Origin of the sequence: Acidaminococcus sp. AM33-14BH (assembly GCF_003603525.1) — a bacterium.
Lineage (GTDB): Bacteria > Bacillota > Negativicutes > Acidaminococcales > Acidaminococcaceae > Acidaminococcus > Acidaminococcus intestini.
This window is the reverse complement of record NZ_QTNG01000003.1, coordinates 211,015-229,885: the sequence shown is the minus strand read 5'-3', so window position 1 is coordinate 229,885 and position 18,871 is coordinate 211,015. Positions and strand designations below refer to the sequence as shown.

Annotated in this window: 17 protein-coding genes; 14 read left to right on the top strand and 3 right to left on the bottom strand. The window is 48.2% G+C overall.

Annotated elements, in window-relative coordinates; all coding sequences use genetic code 11:
* Positions 1 to 5: 5 nt before the first annotated feature.
* The 6 genes from rsmA (at position 6) to DW817_RS03725 (ending at position 4,850) form a co-directional block, all read left to right on the top strand.
* Positions 6 to 851, top strand: a complete 846-nt coding sequence (gene rsmA, locus DW817_RS03750) for a 16S rRNA (adenine(1518)-N(6)/adenine(1519)-N(6))-dimethyltransferase RsmA (RefSeq protein ID WP_021736698.1) — start codon at positions 6 to 8, stop codon at positions 849 to 851.
* Positions 848 to 1,096, top strand: coding sequence for a cysteine-rich small domain-containing protein (locus DW817_RS03745; protein WP_021736683.1), 249 nt, complete (start codon positions 848 to 850; stop codon positions 1,094 to 1,096). The genes rsmA and DW817_RS03745 overlap by 4 nt, the downstream gene beginning before the upstream one ends.
* 675 nt (positions 1,097 to 1,771) lie before the next feature.
* Positions 1,772 to 2,065, top strand: coding sequence for a co-chaperone GroES (gene groES, locus DW817_RS03740; protein ID WP_009015681.1), 294 nt, complete (start codon positions 1,772 to 1,774; stop codon positions 2,063 to 2,065).
* 64 nt (positions 2,066 to 2,129) lie between these two features.
* Positions 2,130 to 3,758 (top strand): chaperonin GroEL, encoded by a 1,629-nt coding sequence (gene groL, locus DW817_RS03735; RefSeq protein ID WP_021736687.1) that lies wholly within the window; start codon positions 2,130 to 2,132, stop codon positions 3,756 to 3,758.
* 240 nt (positions 3,759 to 3,998) lie between these two features.
* Positions 3,999 to 4,514 (top strand): thiol peroxidase, encoded by a 516-nt coding sequence (tpx, locus tag DW817_RS03730; protein ID WP_009015679.1) that lies wholly within the window; start codon positions 3,999 to 4,001, stop codon positions 4,512 to 4,514.
* A 54-nt stretch (positions 4,515 to 4,568) separates the two neighbouring features.
* Positions 4,569 to 4,850: a hypothetical protein gene (locus DW817_RS03725; protein ID WP_021736679.1), complete on the top strand. Its 282-nt coding sequence runs from the start codon at positions 4,569 to 4,571 to the stop codon at positions 4,848 to 4,850.
* Between the two features lie 51 nt (positions 4,851 to 4,901).
* On the opposite strand, the gene DW817_RS03720 is transcribed toward DW817_RS03725, so the two are convergent.
* Complete coding sequence (locus DW817_RS03720) at positions 4,902 to 6,077, bottom strand: MFS transporter (protein ID WP_021736682.1); 1,176 nt, start codon at positions 6,075 to 6,077, stop codon at positions 4,902 to 4,904.
* A 456-nt stretch (positions 6,078 to 6,533) separates the two neighbouring features.
* On the opposite strand from DW817_RS03720, the gene DW817_RS03715 reads away from it, so the two are divergent.
* The 6 genes from DW817_RS03715 to DW817_RS03685 all read left to right on the top strand — a co-directional run bounded on the left by DW817_RS03715 (position 6,534) and on the right by DW817_RS03685 (position 14,380).
* Positions 6,534 to 8,135: an AbgT family transporter gene (locus DW817_RS03715; protein ID WP_243634061.1), complete on the top strand. Its 1,602-nt coding sequence runs from the start codon at positions 6,534 to 6,536 to the stop codon at positions 8,133 to 8,135.
* Between the two features lie 179 nt (positions 8,136 to 8,314).
* On the top strand, positions 8,315 to 9,904 hold the full coding sequence (locus DW817_RS03705) for an AbgT family transporter (RefSeq protein WP_021736699.1): 1,590 nt from the start codon (positions 8,315 to 8,317) through the stop codon (positions 9,902 to 9,904).
* Between the two features lie 45 nt (positions 9,905 to 9,949).
* The gene (locus DW817_RS03700; protein WP_207802099.1) at positions 9,950 to 11,056 is read left to right on the top strand and encodes an amidohydrolase family protein; all 1,107 of its coding nucleotides are present in this window, start codon (positions 9,950 to 9,952) and stop codon (positions 11,054 to 11,056) included.
* A 266-nt stretch (positions 11,057 to 11,322) separates the two neighbouring features.
* Positions 11,323 to 12,306 carry an ABC transporter substrate-binding protein gene (locus tag DW817_RS03695; protein ID WP_021736690.1) on the top strand — a complete coding sequence of 328 codons (984 nt, stop codon included), beginning with the start codon at positions 11,323 to 11,325 and terminating at the stop codon, positions 12,304 to 12,306.
* A gap of 17 nt (positions 12,307 to 12,323) precedes the next feature.
* On the top strand, positions 12,324 to 13,184 hold the full coding sequence (locus DW817_RS03690) for a proline/glycine betaine ABC transporter permease (RefSeq protein WP_021736685.1): 861 nt from the start codon (positions 12,324 to 12,326) through the stop codon (positions 13,182 to 13,184).
* Complete coding sequence (locus tag DW817_RS03685) at positions 13,181 to 14,380, top strand: glycine betaine/L-proline ABC transporter ATP-binding protein (RefSeq protein WP_021736692.1); 1,200 nt, start codon at positions 13,181 to 13,183, stop codon at positions 14,378 to 14,380. The genes DW817_RS03690 and DW817_RS03685 overlap by 4 nt, the downstream gene beginning before the upstream one ends.
* 42 nt (positions 14,381 to 14,422) lie before the next feature.
* Here the strand turns inward: DW817_RS03685 and DW817_RS03680 are convergent, their stop codons facing one another.
* Positions 14,423 to 15,268 (bottom strand): LysR family transcriptional regulator, encoded by an 846-nt coding sequence (locus tag DW817_RS03680; protein ID WP_120111125.1) that lies wholly within the window; start codon positions 15,266 to 15,268, stop codon positions 14,423 to 14,425.
* A 151-nt stretch (positions 15,269 to 15,419) separates the two neighbouring features.
* Here DW817_RS03680 and DW817_RS03675 point away from each other — a divergent pair, with 151 nt between their 5' ends.
* Positions 15,420 to 16,271, top strand: coding sequence for an aldo/keto reductase (locus DW817_RS03675; protein ID WP_016459535.1), 852 nt, complete (start codon positions 15,420 to 15,422; stop codon positions 16,269 to 16,271).
* A 126-nt stretch (positions 16,272 to 16,397) separates the two neighbouring features.
* On the opposite strand, the gene DW817_RS03670 is transcribed toward DW817_RS03675, so the two are convergent.
* Entirely contained in the window at positions 16,398 to 17,615 is a 1,218-nt protein-coding gene (locus tag DW817_RS03670; RefSeq protein ID WP_021736693.1) for an iron-containing alcohol dehydrogenase, read from the bottom strand.
* Positions 17,616 to 17,943: 328 nt separating this feature from the next.
* Between DW817_RS03670 and DW817_RS03665 the strand changes: the two genes are divergently transcribed.
* Entirely contained in the window at positions 17,944 to 18,846 is a 903-nt protein-coding gene (locus tag DW817_RS03665; RefSeq protein ID WP_009016106.1) for a phosphate ABC transporter substrate-binding protein, read from the top strand.
* The last annotated feature ends 25 nt before the right edge of the window (positions 18,847 to 18,871 follow it).

Below are 18,871 nucleotides of genomic sequence, written 5' to 3'. Positions count from 1 at the left end.
TCAGTATGCTTCATCCTGTGATTGCAAGCCGTGAAGTAACGCGGTATATTCTTGATACCTTTGGCCTTCATACAAAAAAACGCTTTGGACAGAACTTCCTCATCAATGAGTCTGTTGTAAGGGGCATTGCAGAAAAAGCAAAGATTGGTCCTGGGGACCTGGTCCTTGAAGTCGGGCCCGGGATCGGCACATTGACCCAGGCCCTTGCGGAAACCGGAGCCGATGTCAAGAGTGTTGAAATCGATGAGTCGCTTCTTCCGATCCTTCGCAAGACGCTTGAAGGGTATGACAATGTAGAAATCATCCATGGGGATATCCTTAAGGTTGACCTCAAAGACATTACGGGGGGAAAGCCTTTTACAGTGGCGGCGAACCTGCCTTATTACATTACGACGCCCATCATCTTTTCCCTGCTTGAAGCAAACCTTCCCTTAAAGCGTATTGTCGTTATGGTGCAAAAAGAAGTGGCTGAGCGGATGGCCGCTCATCCTGGAACAAAGGCTTATGGGCCCCTTTCCTTGGCGCTGCAGTATTATTCGGAGCCCCAGCTGGCAATTCCCGTTCCGGCTCACGATTTCATGCCGGCCCCAAAGGTTGATTCCATGGTCGTCGTATGTGAAAAAAGGGAGAGCCCCATTGTCAATGTGGATGCGTCTTTATATGTTAAGGTCGTGCGGGCGGCTTTTTCCCAGCGCCGGAAGATGCTCCGCACCTGTCTAAAGTCAATGGTGCGTCCCGGTGATACAGCGGAGGCCTGGATGGCCCGTGCTGGGATTGAGCCGACGCGCAGGGGGGAGTCCCTTACCATAGAAGAGTTTGGCAAACTGGCGGAAAGCTGGGAAGAAAAATGACGAATCACTATAAGTACTTTTCCCATAAGGAATGTGAGTTCTTCCCTTGTCATAAGGAAAGTGACGGAGAGAATTTCAACTGTCTCTTCTGCTTTTGTCCCCTGTATCTGGTGAAAGATTGTGGCGGCGTCTTTGCCTACACGAATCGGGGCATCAAGGATTGCTCCCATTGCCTTTTTCCCCATAAAAAGGAAAACTATGGCAAGATCATGGCGCGGCTCAAAGAAGAAATGGAAATGAAATGAGGAAAGAAAAGCCAGAGTGCATGGATGAAACCATGCACTCTGGCTTTTGCTGTGATGCTGCAGCACTATGATGCTGCTGTCAAAGGCGGCAGGCTGATAAATCAGCTATAAAAGTGTTGCTATGATGATACTCAGCAACGGTTACTTTATATTTGGTAGGACCTGCTATCGTGTTACGCGTTAGAACTCGATTTCTCCGAAATCGATCCGCCTTGCCAAGGCGGGGGAGCGACAAAGGAAAATTTCCACAAGTTCATGATGATAAGGATTAACCGGTTTTGGTGGTGGACGAGGACGCGAAGCTGACGTTTCCTTACAAGCGGCTTGCGAGGCGGATTTGTCTGGGTCCTGAGGCTGCTATGGAGCGGAGCGAAAAGCAGAAGAACATGTTTGAGGGCGAATGCAATTCGGCCCCCACGACTGACAGGGAGATGATTTGGCGCCGCTCGTTATCATCTTTCCCTTCAACGCACTACAGCCTCAAAGCATCAAAGCTCCATAGCATTCCTATATGTCTTTTCAACCTAAAAGACAAAAAGTTTGACTTTTTTAGTAAAACCCCTTGCATTTTTTTTGAAAGATGCTATTATTATAGCTGTGGTTAGCACTCCAATGTAATGAGTGCTAATAAATCAAAAAGTTAAAATTTATCCATAGTGAAAGGGGATTACAAACATGTTAAGACCTTTGGAAGATCATGTCGTCGTAGAACCGGTTGTGCAGGAAGAAAAAACGGAAAGCGGGATCTATCTGCCCGATACGGCTCATAAGGACAAACCCCAGACTGGCAAAGTCGTAGCTGTAGGTACGGGCCGTCTCCTTGATAATGGCACCCGCATTGCTTCTGAAGTCAAGGTTGGCGAAACTGTTGTCTTTGCTAAATACTCCGGCAGCGAAGTCGAACTGGACGGCAAGGATTATATCATCCTCCGTGACAGTGATATCTTGGCTGTCGTTGAGGATAAGTGAATCGCTCCCTTTTTTGTGGAGAACCAATCACCTTATATCATTTGGAACTAAGGAGTAGATAAAAATGGCTAAACTCATTCAATTTGATGAAGAAGCACGTCGTGGTCTGGAACGCGGCGTCAATAAACTGGCTGATGCTGTAAAAGTTACCTTGGGGCCCAAGGGCCGCAACGTTGTCCTTGAAAAGAAATTCGGTTCCCCGACCATCACCAATGATGGTGTAACCATTGCTAAGGACATTGAACTGGAAGATCCGTTTGAAAACATGGGGGCTGCCCTTGTTCGTGAAGTGGCAACCAAGACCAACGATATTGCTGGTGACGGGACCACGACGGCTACCCTTCTTGCTCAGTCCATCGTTCATGAAGGCATGAAGAACGTGGTTGCCGGTGCTAACCCCATGGTCCTCAAGAGAGGCATCAAGAAAGCAACGGATTGCCTCGTCAAGAAGCTCCAGGAAAATGCCAAGACGGTCAGCACCAAGGAAGAAAAAGCACAGGTTGCTTCCATTTCTGCTGGTGACGCGGAAATCGGTGGCCTGATTGCTGATGCGATGGAAAAAGTCGGCAACGATGGCGTCATCACCGTTGAAGAATCCAAGACCATGGAAACCTCCCTTGAAACCGTTGAAGGGATGCAGTTCGACCGCGGCTACATTTCCCCGTATATGGTTACGGATCCGGACAAGATGGAAGCCGTTCTTTCCAATCCGTACGTCTTCATTACGGACCGGAAGATCACTATGATCCAAGACATCATGCCTGTTCTTGAAAAAGTGGTACAACAGGGCCGTGAACTCTTGATCATTGCTGAAGACATCGAAGGTGAAGCCCTGGCTACACTCGTTGTGAACAGACTCCGTGGCACCTTTAAGGCTGTTGCCGTCAAGGCTCCTGGCTTTGGTGACCGTCGCAAGGCTATGCTTCAGGATATTGCAACCCTGACGGGTGCAACGGTTATCAGTGAAGAAGTTGGCCGTAAGCTCGACAGCGCTACAGTTGCTGATCTTGGTTCCTGCAGCCAGGTCCGTGTAACCAAGGACCTTACTACCATTGTTGATGGTGCTGGTGACAAACAGGCCATTGCTGACCGTGTTGCTTCCATCCGTGCCCAGATTCCTGAAACGACTTCCCAGTTCGACAAGGAAAAACTTCAGGAACGTTTGGCTAAACTCTCTGGCGGCGTTGCCGTTATCAAAGTTGGTGCTGCTACGGAAACGGAACTGAAAGATAAGAAACTCCGTATCGAAGACGCCCTGAACGCTACTCGCGCTGCTGTGGCCGAAGGAATCGTTGCCGGTGGCGGTACGGCTCTTCTGCAAGTACAGCCGGCCCTCGATGAACTGGAAAAGGAAACCGAAGGGGATGAGAAGACAGGTATTGATATCGTTAGACGCGCTATCGAAGCTCCTGTCCGTCAAATCGCCAACAACGCCGGTCTTGAAGGTGCCGTTATCGTTGAAGCTGTCAAGAAGGCTAAGAAGGGAATTGGCTTCAATGCCCAGACGGAAGAATATGTCGATATGATCAAGAGCGGTATTGTAGATCCTTGCAAGGTTACGCGCAGTGCCCTGCAGAATGCAGCTTCCATTGCTGCCATGATTCTTACCACGGAAGCCGTTGTTGCGGATAAACCGGCTGAAAATCCGGCTCCGGCAGCTCCTGCCATGGGTGGCATGCCCGGCATGATGTAAGATGAATCGGGAGTTGTGCCGCAGGTAGGCTCCTTTTATCCTTAAAAAATCGCATACGCACCGTGAGGTGCCTGAAACGTCCCTATGGAGTGTTCCATAGGGACGTTTATCTTGCTGTAATTTTTCTGTAAATAGTTAAAATAACTATTTACTAATTATTATTAAAGTGCTATAGTATACGTGTCGTATGAATGAATCATATGGATCATCCATTTTACTATGATATAGGAGGAATGAATTATGGAAAAACGTTCTGGTGCAGTTACTTTTGCTGGAGGCCCTGTAACCCTTGTTGGTCCGGAAGTGAAAGTGGGAGAAAAAGCGCCTGATTTCAAGTTGCTTGATAATAGCCTTGCTGAAAAGACCTTGAAGGACTATGAAGGCAAAATTAAGGTTATTTCCGTTGTACCGTCCCTTGATACGGGTGTCTGTGATGCCCAGACCCGTTGGTTCAATAAGGACGTAACTGGTCTTTCTTCCGATGTCGTGGTCCTCACGGTTTCCATGGATCTGCCTTTTGCTCAGGCTCGTTGGTGCGGGGCTGCCGGGGTCAAGAATGTAGTTACCCTTTCTGATCACCGTGATGCCTCCTTTGGGACGAACTATGGCTTCCTCATGGAAGGACTGCGTCTTGAAGCCCGTGGTGTTGTTGTCATTGATAAAAATGATAAGGTCACCTATGTGGAATACGTTCCGGAAGTCACCCATGCCATTAATTTTGATGGTGTCCTTGCTGCAGTAAAGGCTCTGATTTAATTGTAGGGCTTCCTGCTCGACCTATTCACCTGCACCTGTGAGGGAGACTTTTTGATGACGTATCGAGACCAGGACTTTCAAAAAGAAAACATCATCTATCGGAATGTGGATGGCTTTGCCCATTGGCTTGCCTCTGTCCTTAAGACGTTTGATGGCTCAGCCCAATCTTTGACTGTTTACTTGGGGGACCTTACGGAAGCTTATGCTGTTTCCAATGAGGAATATTTTGAGATCCGCGGATTTTATACAAAAAGCGGAAATTCTGAAGGCTATTCATTCAAGGTCCAGTATCAGCAGGATGAGGACGGCGAAATCATTCAAAATATGATCTTATAACTAGATAAAAAGAAAAATTCCCGGCTGGAAATGATACCAGTCGGGAATTTTTCACGCTTTTTTCTTTATCATGGAAGGCGGGACGGGAACGAGGAAGGCGAAGAGGCAGCCAATGGCGGCGACGATCCAGAGAATCTGCAGGCTAGGACCGACACCCCAGCGGTCGGCAGCCCATCCAACTAGGGGAGAAATCAGGCCGCCTACACTGGCACTGAGACCCAAGGTCACGCCGGAAGCAAAACCAATGTTGCGGGCAAGGTAAGTCTGTCCCAAGATGACCATGGGACTGTAAGGCGCAAAAAGGGAAAGAGCCGTCGGCACCAAGAGCAGGGTTGCTGTCATTTGGCTCGTACTGTTTGTGAGAAAGTAGAGGGCGGGGACCATGACGAGGAAGGATATCCGCATGACCTTGATGTGTCCCACTTTGTCTGCCAGGATACCGCCCAAAAAAGTCATGACAACCCCCATGGAAAAAAGCAGGGAAAGGGCAAGACTGCCGCTGCTTGCTGATGTGCCAAGAACGCTGATCCAGTAAATCGGCATAAAGGAGTTAAGGATGGTAAAGCCAATTGATCGTGCAAAAATAACAAAACTAAGTTTCCCGAAGGCGTTCCAATCATTTTTCGGCTGAGGTTCGTTTGCAGGGCATTCCCTTTTTTCTGTCCCTTGGAGTCTTTTTTTGATTGCAGGAAGTTTCTTCATCAGGAAGAGAGCCGTAAGGAAATTGACCACGGCGTAAATGATGAGACCCTTGATGCCAAACTGATAGGCACTGAACCCTGCTGCCATGGGACCGACGGCAAAGCCCGCATTGCCACCGACAGAAAAAGTCCCCATCGCCTTGCCTTTTTGGGCGCCTGAAATGCCGTTTACAAGACGAGCTGCTTCGGGATGGAAAAGGCTGCTGCCCAATCCGCTCAGCATGGCTAAAAAGAGGATGAACCAATAATTCTGGGTAAAGGCCATGGCTGAAAGACTGAACCCACAGAGAAAGACACCAAGGGGGACCAAATAAGGAAGGGATGCACGGTCCGAATAGTAGCCGATGAGAGGCTGCGTTACAGAGGCGAGGACAATATTTGCAAAGATGATGCCCGCTGCTTCCTGATAGGAAAGATGGCAGGCCGCGATAAAATAGGGGAGAAGGGCTGGAATGCCGCCTTGGGCCCAGTCTGTACCAAAATGGCCCAAGGTAAAGAGCAGCACGTTATTCTGGGAATATTCCATGAAAGCCTTCCTTTCTGCATGGGGAGAAACGTTTTTCTTTCATTGTATTCGACAGCGCTTCATCCTGCAAGGAAAAAGAGGAGGAACCTCGAATAAGACCTTTTGGCGTGGATAAGTTAACTGGCAGTTTGAATCAATGGGCCATTACAAGCCAAATATCGAATCATATTGCTTAGAAATGTAATGAATCCATAAAGACGATATCGAATTTGACCATATCACATGGATGAATCACCATTATTTTTGCAAAATTTTATATTTTCAGAAAATAACTAGCATTCTATCCTGACTTTGGGTATAATAAAGATGCAATCATTTTTCTCAAAGCGCCGTTTTTTCTATCGAAGGGGACAGCAACGGTCAAACCAGCCGCGGCTCGGATAGACGGCTTAAAAATCCGGCAGGCGCTTTTAGCAGGAACGGAACCCAATTAAACAAAAGGAGGCAATAAATCGCATGCAACCATCTGTCAGAAAGAAATCGTGGATGAATCGATTCATCGACACCATTGAGTATTGGGGAAATAAATTGCCCCATCCTTTTATCCTTTTTGGGATGCTCGTCGTCATTACCCTTATTGGGTCCTGGATCTTATCCCAGGCTGGCTGCAGCATAACCTATATGGCAGCTTCACGAACCCCAGGGGAACCGGAAAAGGAAGTGACCATTGCCGTTACCAATCTGCTATCCGGAGAAAACCTGCGTTACCTGATTACGAAATATCCTGATATTTTTATTGGATATCCACCTATGAAACTTGTTCTTGTGATGATGGCGGCAACGGCCTTTATCGAAAAGACCGGTTTCTTTGGGACTTTTATGAAAAAGTATCTGCTCCGCGCGCCTCGGAGCCTCGTGACTTTTGCTGTTGTCTTTGTCGGCGTCAACTCCAATTTGATGAGTGATGCCGGGACCCTTTTTGCCTTGACCATGGGGGGAATTATTTTTGCTGCTTTGGGCCGAAATCCCCTGATTGGTGTTATTCTTGGTTGGGCAAGTTCGAGCGGCGGTTTTACGGCAAATCTCTTCCTTGCTGGGACGGATGCTCTGCTTGCAGGCATAACGGAAGGTGTCGTCAAGGAGATGGGCGTTGCAGTCGATATCAATCCAGCCATGAACTACTTCTTTATGGCTTCAGCGACCTTCTTCCTTTCTGTGACGCTTACCCTTTTTACGGAAAAGGTTGTCTGCCGTATGGTCGGTGATGGGGATGGAAAGGTCAATATGGCTTTACTTGAGGAACATAAACTGACGGCGGATCAGGAAAAAGGACTGCGTTGGGCTTTTTATGGATTTCTCTTCTTCCTTGCTGTTATGGCAGCCCTTACCGTTCCTTCCTGGGCCATCCTGCGCAATGCAAAGGGTGGTTTCCTGCCGAAATCACCGTTCTTTGCTGGCATCATCACACTTATTGCTTTCTTCTTTGTTTCCACGGGCCTGCCTTATGGTGTGGCAACAGGGGAAATCAAGAAGTGGAAGGATATTCCCCGCCTTGTTTCCGCCGGTCTGCGGGAAGCGATTCCCCTTTTGACGACGACCATGATGGCAGCGGTCTTCATCGATATGATGAATAAATCCAATATCTTTAAAATGGTTGCTGTAGCTGGTGCAGAAGCTCTGCGTGGAGCCAATATCGGTCTTTTGCCGCTTTGTTTGATGATCATTGTCGTGACCACCATCATCAACCCGTTCATGACAAGCGGTTCCTCCAAGTGGCTCATCATCGCACCCATGATTGTTCCTATGTTCACCATGCTGAATGTGCATCCTGCTTATGCCCAGCTTGCGTATCGCATTGGTGACTCAGCTACGAATATCTGTTCCCCTCTGCAGGAACTTCTGCCCGTAATCATTGGCATGCTGACACAATACCAGGAAGAAGGGAAAATCCCTCTGCGTCCAGGTGAAACGGAACATCGCAAGATTGGGATTGGTACGATTTTTTCCTTGACTATTCCCTATGCCATGGTCATCCTTCTGACCATGACGGCTATGCTCATTGTTTGGCTCACCTTTGGTCTTCCCATTGGACCTGGCATTCCTATGCATATTCAGTAACGTTCCGGCTTCCTTGATTTTGTCCCCCTAAAGAAGGCATCAGACTAAGATGGAAAATCCCCTGGCAGCTAATCAGCTGCTGGGGGATTTGTAGAATCAGTAGAAATTCATCGCGATGAATATCCTTCTGGAGAGGCTTCTGGTTGAGGCTTCCTTTTTCTAAACGGAGAATAATCCTCATGAAAACAAAGAAAACCTTCCTCAATCGATTTATTGATACCATCGAGTATTGGGGCAACAAATTACCCCATCCTTTTATGCTCTTTGGCGGTATGCTCCTTGTTACTTTATTCATTTCCTGGCTTCTTGCCCGTATGGGTGTCAGTATCTCCTATATGAGTGCATCAAAGATTCCCGGTGAACCGGAAAAGCTTGTGACAGTTGCTGTTGTTAATCTTCTTTCTGGAGATAACCTGCGTTACATCATCATAAAATTCCCGGAAATCTTTGTTTCTTATCCACCGCTTAAATTGGTCCTTGTCATGATGGCTGCCAGTGCCTTCATTGAAAAAACGGGCTTTTTTGAGACCTTCATGAAAAAATATCTGCTCAAGGCACCACGCAGTCTCATTACTTTTGCTGTCGTCTTTGTGGGAATCAATGCCAATCTGATGAGTGACGCGGGGACGATTTTTTCCTTTACCATGGGCGGTGTCATCTTTGCCGCCTTGGGACGCAATCCTCTTATTGGGGTCATCCTTGGCTATGCGAGCGCCAGCGGCGGTTTTACAGCCAACCTCTTTCTTGCCGGGACGGATGCACTGCTCGCGGGGATAACAGAAAGCATTGTCAAGGAAATGGGACTTTCTGTACCCATTAATCCCGCGGTCAACTATTTTTTCATGGCGGCAGCCACTTTTGTTCTTTCCGTGACCATGACCATTTTTACCGAAAAAGTCGTTTGCCGTATGGTGGGCGATGGGGATGGGAACCTTGATGAGAGCCTCATCGCAAAACATCGCCTTACGGAAGATCAGGAAAAAGGACTGCGCTGGGCTTTTTATGGCTTCCTTTTCTTCCTTTTCATTATGGGACTTCTCACGATTCCAGAGGGAGCACTCCTGCGTAATGCCAAAGGGGGATTTCTTCCAAAATCCCCACTCTTTGAGGGCATCATCGTCATTATAGGCTTTGCTTTTGTGGCAACGGGAATTCCTTATGCGGCAGCAACAGGAACAATCAAGGAGATGCGAGATATTCCCCGTCTGGTATCAGCCGGGCTGCAGCAAGCCATTCCTCTTTTGACAACAACCTTGATTGCTTCCCTTTTTATCGATATGATGAATAAGTCCAATATATTCAAGGTTGTCGCCATTGTTGGAGCTGAAATCCTCAAAGGGGCCGATGTGGGGCTTATTCCTTTGTGCCTAATGATTGTTGTTGTGACAGCCATTATCAATCCTTTCATGACCAGCGGATCATCTAAATGGCTCCTTATTGCCCCCATGATTGTGCCCATGTTCACCCTCCTCAATGTCCATCCTGCCTATGCCCAGCTGGCCTTTCGCATTGGGGATTCGTGCACCAATATTTGTTCGCCCCTTCATTCCGCCCTGCCCATCATTATAGGACTCCTCACGGAATATCAAGCCGAAGGGAAGATTCCTTTGCGTCCCGGCGAGACGATGCAGCGGGAACTGGGGATTGGAACCATTTTCTCTCTTACGATTCCATATTCCCTGGTTCTCCTATCAACCATGACGGTCATGCTGGTTCTTTGGCTGCTGCTTGATCTGCCTATCGGGCCAGGGGTTTCCATGTATCTGTGATTTTTGTGCTATACTGAAAGAAAACTCAATGAAGGAGGAACAGCAATGCTGATCAAAAATGTTCATGTACTCAGTCCCCATGTGACAGAGGGGTTCTATGATATTAGGGTCCTTGACGGAAAAATTGCCGAAGTGGGGGAGAGCCTTTCGGCAGAAGGTGAATCCGTTCGGGATGCTGGCGGGGCCTATGTGACGCCTGGATTCATTGATGCCCACACACATCTTGGACTCAAAGCAGATTCGCTGGGTGAATTTTACGCTGATCATAATGAAAAGAAGATGATTCTTTCACCAGAGATGCGTGCCATTGATGCCATCAATCCTCTTGACCGGACCTTTGAGGAGGCGCGAAATGCCGGGATTACGTGCTGCGCAAGCGGCCCTGGTTCGCTTAATGTGATCGGCGGTCAGTATGCTGCCATCAAGACGCGGGGCAAGATCATTGACGAGATGGTCCTTGATCCTTATTTTGCCATGAAATGCGCCCTGGGGGAAAATCCTAAAAAGGGATATGAAACAACTCGTATGGGGATTGCGGCAACACTTCGGGAATTTCTCCTTACTGCCAAAGTTTATGCGGAAACGCCTGTCCGTGATTATGACCGGAAACTGGAACCCATGGTGCCTGTCATGCGTGGCGAAAAACCGCTTAAGATTCATTGCCATGAGGCCCTTGATATTGTGACGGCTATCCGCATTTGTGATGAATTTCATTTACGGTTTACCTTGGACCATGTGACAAGCGGGACGGATATCTTGGAATTTTTGCGCAAACGTCCGGAGATCCCTCTTCTTGTAGGGCCCAGCCTGGGAAGCCGCGGCAAGGTGGAACTTCACGGGAAGGGATTTGACAGTGTAGCTGCGTTAGCAGAAGGCCGTGATATCTGCATCATTACGGATGCTCCCGTGATTCCCCTGCAGTATTTGCCTGTTTGCGTTGGCCTTGCCATCAGCAAGGGCATGGCCTATGAAAAAGCTCTTGCAGCGGTCACCATCAATGCGGCCCGCGTCATGGGCGTTGATCAGCGGGTTGGGAGCCTAGAAAAAGGAAAGGATGCCGATTTGGTCCTTTTCAAGGATAAACCTTTTGTCACGATTCAAGATCCTTTGGCTGTTATGATGGACGGAATTTTTCTTGACGACTCTAATTAAAAAGAAGCAATTTATGAACCTCTCCTATCAACTTTGATAGGGGAGGCTTTCTTTTTACTGAAAAGGATGATTTGTGTACAGATAATAATGATAATGGGAATAAAATCGGACGTGTTTGAACGGATATACAAGATAAATTATACTTACACAAATATGTATCATTTTATGAACAAATTGTAAAATATTTGACGGAGTATTTAGCAACATGTTAAATTAATATTGTGAACAAATATTTTGAATAAATATACTGAAGAAAGGATGGTTTCATGAAAGCATTCAAGTCGATGATCCTTACTGCTTTTCTTGTTTTGCTGGGAATTCTATCAGGGTGTTCCCCTGACGAAAAGCGGCCTGTTGTCTTTGCAGATCCTGGATGGGATAGTGTCCGGTTCCATAACGCTGTGGCTCAGCTCGTTGCTGAAAAGGTCTATGGACTCAAGACGGAAATCCTTTATGGCTCCACGCCCATCACGCAGGCCGCCCTTGTACGCGGCGATGCAGATGTCAATATGGAGCTGTGGACGGATAACGTTCCCACTTATGAAGCAGATAAGGCCGCCGGCGGGATTGTGGATCTGGGCGTCAACTATGATGATAACCGCCAAGGGTTTTATGTCCCGCGCTACGTCATTGAAGGTGATGCCGAACGCGGTATTGCCCCTATGGCGCCGGACCTGAAATCCGTCAAGGATCTGAGCCGCTATGCGGCGCTCTTTAAGGATGAGGAAGATCCCGCGAAAGGACGCTTATATGGTGCCATCCCAGGATGGAATATCGATGCCATCCTCTATAAGAAGTATGAAGTCTATGGGCTTAATCAGAACTATATCTATTTTCGGCCTGGCAGCGAAGCTACGCTTTCTACGGCTTTTTTGACTGCCTACGAGAAAGGGCTTCCTGTTGTTGGGTATCAATGGGAACCTACTTGGCTTTCCGGTAAACTTGACCTTGTATTGCTTGAAGACGCCCCTTATGAGAAGGCCGCCTTTGAAGAGGGCCTTACGGAAGCCCCTGCCGTGAAGGTTGTGATTGCGGCCAATTCTCGTTTCCCCAAACGGGAGCCGGAGTTTTCAAAGTTCCTTAGCCGCTACCATACGTCAAGTACCCTTACGGCAGAAGCCTTGGCTCATATGGCGGATACAAAGGCTTCCTATGAGGAAACGGCCCGCTGGTTCCTCAAAAAACATGGGGAACTTGTTGATGCTTGGCTGACGCCAGAAGACGCAGCCAAACTGAGGGAAGCACTTTAACTGGGAAAGGAGCCCTTATGATCAATTATCTCACAACGTTTCCGAACCTTCGCATCAATGTGGCTGAGCCCGTCGATGCTTTTGTCCGTTATATCAACATTCATTATGGAGAATTCTTCGTCTCCTTCAAGCGTCTCATTGGTATCTTTGTTGGGGCCCTTAACAGCGGACTTGACGCAATTCCTTGGTGGATCTTGATTCTTGCCGTGACCTATGGCGGCGGCAGATTGATGAATAGTTACCGCAAAGGCGCTTTTTTTGGCGGGCTGCTCTTTTTTATCGGTCTTTTGGGTTACTGGCAGATGATGTGTGAAACCCTTTCCATTGTCCTTGCGGCTGTGTTCTTTTCCCTTTTGATTGGTCTTCCCATTGGCGTCCTCCTTGCCTCCATCAAACGGGCCGATCCTTTGATTCGGCCTTTTCTTGATGCCATGCAGACCATGCCGACCTTTGTTTATATGATTCCCGCAGTCATGCTCCTGGGGCCAGGAAAGGTGCCTGCCGTCCTTGCAACCGTTGTATATGCAGTTGTTCCTGTCATTCGGCTGACCAGTCATGGAATCAAGCAAGTCGATCCAGAAGTAGTCGAAGCGTCTCGTTCATTTGGGGCCTCACGCTTCCAGACCCTCGTCAAGGTGCAGATCCCTCAGGCCCTGCCTACGATCATGACGGGTATCAATCAGACCATGATGATGGCGGTTGCTATGGTCGTTACAAGTTCCATGATCGGTGCCAACGGCCTTGGTATGGAAGTCCTCATCGCCATCAACCGTATGGAATCAGGTCGTGGTCTGTCGGCAGGACTCAGTATCGTCATCATTGCGATCCTGCTTGACCGTCTGACCCAAAGCGTGATTCGGAAGGAGGAATCCCAATGACACAAACGCCCATTCTCGAGGTCCGGCACCTCTACAAAATCTTTGCCCCTCTGGATTTTCGCGGTGAAAAGAAAATGGCCTATAAGCTATTGGAACTTGGGGCTACAAGACAGGATGTCCTTGAAGCAACCGGGATGACGGCGGCTGTGACGGACGTGTCCTTTCGGGTGGGAAAAGGAGAAATCTTTGTACTTATAGGGCTGTCTGGCAGCGGCAAATCGACCCTTGTGCGCTGCCTCAATATGCTGCATCGGCCCAGCCGGGGAGAAGTCCTCATTGACGGGGAAGATATCACTGCGTACGATGAAGTAAAACTTCAGAAGCTGCGGCGGACAAAAATTTCCATGGTCTTCCAAAACGGCGGTCTTCTCGCTCATCGGGATGTCATGGGCAATGTGGGCTATGGTCTTGAAATCCGCGGCGTCAAGAAGGCGGAACGGGAGGCCAAGGCTCTTGAAATGATTCGCATGGTGGGTCTTGAAGGGCACGAACGGGAGAGTCTTGATAGTTTGTCCGGCGGGATGCGGCAGCGCGTTGGTATCGCCAGGGCCTTGGCAAGCGACCCGGATATCCTGCTCATGGATGAAGCCTTTTCCGCCCTTGATCCCCTTGTGAAAAATGATCTCCAGTTTGAGCTGCTGCGCATCCAGGAGCAGACGGGAAAGACCATTATCTTCATTACTCATGACATCAATGAGGCATTTAAGTTGGGAAGCCGCGTGGGCATTTTGCGGGACGGACGCATGATCCAGCTTGATACACCGGAAAAAATGCTGAGCGCACCGGCCAATGACTATGTCCGCCGCTTTATTGACAGTGTTGATACAACCAAGGTGCTCACGGTTAAGCACATCATGACCGTTCCCGGTTCGGTCATAAAAAAGACCGACGGCGCCAATGTGGCCCTTAACAGCATGCGCGCGAGCGGCGTTTCAAGTGCCTATGTGGTGAGTGATTATATGCACTTTGACGGAATCATCACCTTGGAAGGAGCCCTTTCCGTGCGGGATGGGAAGAAGACTTTTGAAGAAGCCATCATTCGGGAGGTTCCTTTTGTACGCAATCTTGATGCTCCAGTTTCTTCCATTGTCCCTCTGGCGGCAAAGACGCAGTATCCTCTTGCTGTAGTGGATGAGCATGATGTCTTCCGCGGCATTGTGACAAAGGCCTCCGTCCTGTCTTCCCTTTCCGTCTAAACAAAAACGGGTCTTCCCAAAGGAGGACCCGATTTTTTGTTTTTATTTTTGTTTTAGCCATTTAGTAAAGAGGGGATAGCGTTGGCCCATCTTTTTTGTCATGACAAGAGAGTACTCAATCTGGGCCGATTGGTCCACAATCGGGACAGCCGTCCGATTTTTGAGAGGTTCTTCACTAAGGACACGGTCCGTAATGAAGGAAGGCAGGGAGGAAGCTTTCTCCAGCTCGAAAAAGTCATCTCTCTGTTCTTGGAGCAGGAAACGGGAATGGGGCATTGTTTCCTTGATGAGATCCTTCCAGAACCCGATGTGGGAATAAACAATCATGGCAGTCCCGTCCAAATCGGAAAAAGAAAGGGAGGAGCTTTTTTCCTGGGGATGCCCTTTGGGAAGGTTGAAGTACAGTGATTCCTTGCCGAAGGGGAGAGCGATGAGTGCGCTGTCAGTCGGCTTAAAAGGCAGGATAATGACATTGTATCGCCCATCCCGCAGCCCTTGAAGAAGGGGCTCGGTGCTGCGCAGTTCCGTTGTCAGTGACTGCGATGGATAGAGTTCCGTTGCCAGCCGTACAAAGTCCATGACAGGATAGGGGGCACAGCTTCCCAGTGACAAGGTATGCCTTGAGCGGTCGAGCTGACGGACTTTATCCGTCATGACTTCTATTTCGGAGAGAATCTTTCTTGCTTCCTTTATGGCAAGCAGCCCATTTTCATTGAGGGCAATGTGATTTTTTGACCGCGCAAATAGAATGACACCAAATTCCTTTTCCAAAAGTTTCATGTTCCTTGTCAGTGTCGGCTGTGGGACGTGCAGGATTTCTGCTGTTTTTGAAAGTGTGCCGTACGTTCCAAAGGCAACGAATTGGAAAAGATGCTCAAATTCAATCATACGCACCTCCACTATTTATTTTATAAATACTATTATACTATATTACTAATGTACAAGAAACGGATTTCTCGCTATAGTATAAGAAAGATTGGCATATTCAGCAATCAATTTGAAAAATTATATGATAGAAAATAAGAAAGGTGGAATCCTTATGCAGGAAGTGACCCTTAATCAGGGAATCAAGATGCCCCAACTGGGATTTGGTGTTTTTCAGGTTCCCGACGAAAAAATTTGCAGGGAAAGTGTCCTTATGGCCCTTGAAACTGGGTACCGGCTCATTGATACGGCTGCCGCGTATTTCAACGAAAAAGCTGTTGGAGAGGCAATCAAGGAAAGCGGGATTCCTCGGAATGAGCTCTTTATTACGACGAAACTATGGGTTCAAGATGCTTCTTATGAAAAGGCTAAGGAAGCCCTGAAGGTTTCCCTTGATAAGCTGAACCTTGATTATCTGGATCTTTACTTGATTCATCAGCCCATGGGGGACTATTATGGTGCCTATCGGGCCATGGAAGAGGCGCATGACAAGGGACTTGTTCGAGCTATTGGGGTCTGTAATTTCTATCCTCATATCCTTGCTGATTTTTGTGAGACTGTTCGCGTCATGCCAGCAGTTAACCAAGTCGAGCTGCATCCTTTCTTTCAGCAGGAAAATGCCTTGGCACTTATGAAACACTATGGCGTGAAACCGGAAGCTTGGGGGCCTTTTGCAGAAGGAAAACATGGTCTTTTCACCCATCCGGTCCTAACAGAAATCGGGAAAAAGTATGGCAAGTCCGCCGCCCAGGTGGCTTTGCGCTGGAATCTTGACCGTGGCGTCATCGTCATTCCAAAGTCGACCCATCTGGAACGGATGAAGCAAAATATAGATGTCTTTGATTTTACCCTTTCAGCAGAAGACCGTAGCGCCATTGCAGCCCTTGACCGGGGCCGCAGCGACATTGTGAATCACTTTGATCCCCAATTTGTCCAGGCCCTTCACCAGCTGAAGATCCATGATTGAGTGCCTTACCCACCCTCCCAGATCGATCTTTTTATTTCAACCATTTCATTGCGCGTAAGAAAAGCTCCAGCCCTCTTTAAAGGAGGACTGGAGCTTTTGATGCATCTGAAAGGGGCGCCGTTGGCTTCAAAAATCAATATCCCTATCGTAGTAGCAGGCTTGGAGCAGCTTTTTCAGCTCACTTTCCGTCGGTTTACGGGGATTGGACGAGGTGCAGGCATCTAAAAGGGCGTCTTCGGCAATTTGGGGCAGTCTTTCTTCAAAGACGGCTTCCGGAATGAACCCTTGCTCTGTCGGAAGGGCATCCTTTCCATAGAAACGGATGGCACGGGGAATCCTCAGCTCTTTCTGCGTATTATGAATCCAGTCAATGAGGAGATGGACTTTTTCCTCGTCTGTCGTTCCTCCCAGCTTCATGTAGTCGCAAATGATGGCGTAGCGTTTTTTGGTCGCTTCTTCTTTCGCGTTAAACTGGATAACCTTTGGCAGATACATCGCATTGGCTGCCCCATGGATTAGGTGGGCCCCATAATCAGCAAAGGCTGCTCCTGTTTTATGGGCCATGGAGTGGACAATCCCCAGGAGGGCATTGGAAAAGGCCATCCCAGCAAGGCACTGCGCATCATGCATCTTATCCCTTGCTTCCATGTTGCCTTGGTAAGAGGGAATCAGATATTTTTGAATCATTTCTATGGCATGGATGGCAAGGGCGTCCGTAAATTCACAATGAGCCGTTGACACATAGGCTTCCACGGCGTGAGTAAAGGCATCCATACCAGTATGTGCCACGAGTTTTGGGGGCATGCCATGGGTTAATTCAGGATCGATGATGGCCATGTCCGGTGTAATCTCAAAGTCTGCAATCGGGTACTTGATTCCGCTTTTATAATCGGTGATGATGGAAAAACTGGTCACTTCCGTGGCCGTGCCTGATGTGGACGAAATCGCGATAAAATGGGCTTTGCGCCTTAATTTGGGGAGTCCAAAGACCTTGCGCATTTCATCAAAGGTGATGGATGGGTACTCATATTTGATCCACATGGCTTTTGCGGCATCAATGGGGGAGCCGCCGCCAATGGCGATGATCCAATCAGGACCAAATTCCTGCATGACCTTGGCGCCTTTAAGAACAGTTTCTACTGAAGGATCGGATTCGATACCTTCGTAGATCTTTACTTCCATGCCTGCCTCTTTGAGGTAGGCCTCGGCTTTACCGAGAGAACCGTTCCGACGGCTGGAACCTCCGCCGGTGCAGATTATGGCACGTTTTCCTGTTAAATTTTTAAGGATTTCCATGGAGCCATAGCCATGATAGATATCTCTTGGAAGTGTAAATCGCTGCATAATATGACCTCCTTTTTAGGTTACGGGTTCATCATATCATGGTTCGGATGGATTTCAACTAGTGACACCAAGGGTTCATATTTATGGTGTGAATCTGTAACAAAGTTACCATAAGACCCGCAGTTTTGGCCATGTTCTCAAATCAATTGCCCTTTGCTAAATGGGGTAAGGCTGTCCCATGATGAGGACGTACTTTCGGGCGTGCTTGTTTTTACGAAATTTTTACAGGAAGAAAAGGTCAATCTTTACAGAGGTGGGGTAGGCTATTCATAAAGCAAAACCAATACAGCTCATAAAAAAGATTGGCGTAAGAAAGGATGGATCATTGATGAAAGTAAAAAGCGCGTTAAGAAAAGGATTGCTGATGAGTTTGACAGCTATGATGGTGGTTGGGCTCGCTGGCTGCGGAGGTAAGAAGGCAGCAACGACGGGTGGCGAAAAGGCTCTTTCCGGAAACATTACGGGTTCTGGTTCATCGGCTCTCCTGCCGCTTGTCAAGGATGCAGCAGAAGCCTTCAAGAAGAACCATAAAGATGTATCCATCAGTCTTAATGCTGGGGGAAGCGGCACCGGTCTCAAACAGGTCTCCGAAGGCTCTGTCGATATGGGAAACTCCGATGTTCCGGCTGCATCCAAACTGCCTAAGGATAAAGCAGAAAATCTCCTTGACCACAAGATCTGCGTTATGACCGTTGCGACCATTGTCAATAAGGATGTAGCTGCCACTGTAAAGAACCTGACCAGCCAGCAGCTAAAAGAGATCTTTACGACGAAAATCAAGAATTGGAAAGAAGTCGGCGGTCCGGACGAACCGATTGTCCTGATTACCCGTCCGAAGACTTCCGGTACGCGTGCCCTCTTTACGAAGTATGCATTGGGCGGAGTGGAAGAAGTTTCCAATAAGTCCCTTGAGACGGATAACTCCGGACTCCTGCTCCAGAGTGTTGCCCAGAATAAAGGTGCCATTGGATATGTGGCCCTGCCTTATCTTGTAAAGAATGATACGGTCGCCGCCATAGCTATTGACGGCGTTGCCCCGACCTTGGAAAACACCTACAGCGGTAAGTATAACGTCTTTGGGTTTGAACATATCTACACGGCAAAAGACCCGAAACCGGCGGTCAAAGCTTTCCTCGAATTCATTGGTTCTGCTGATTACGGCAAACGGATTGAAGAACTGGGTTACGGTGTCAGCAGCAAGATAGAGCTGAAGGATCCAGACCACGATTAAGTCCATCTTTCCAGCTTTGAGAAAG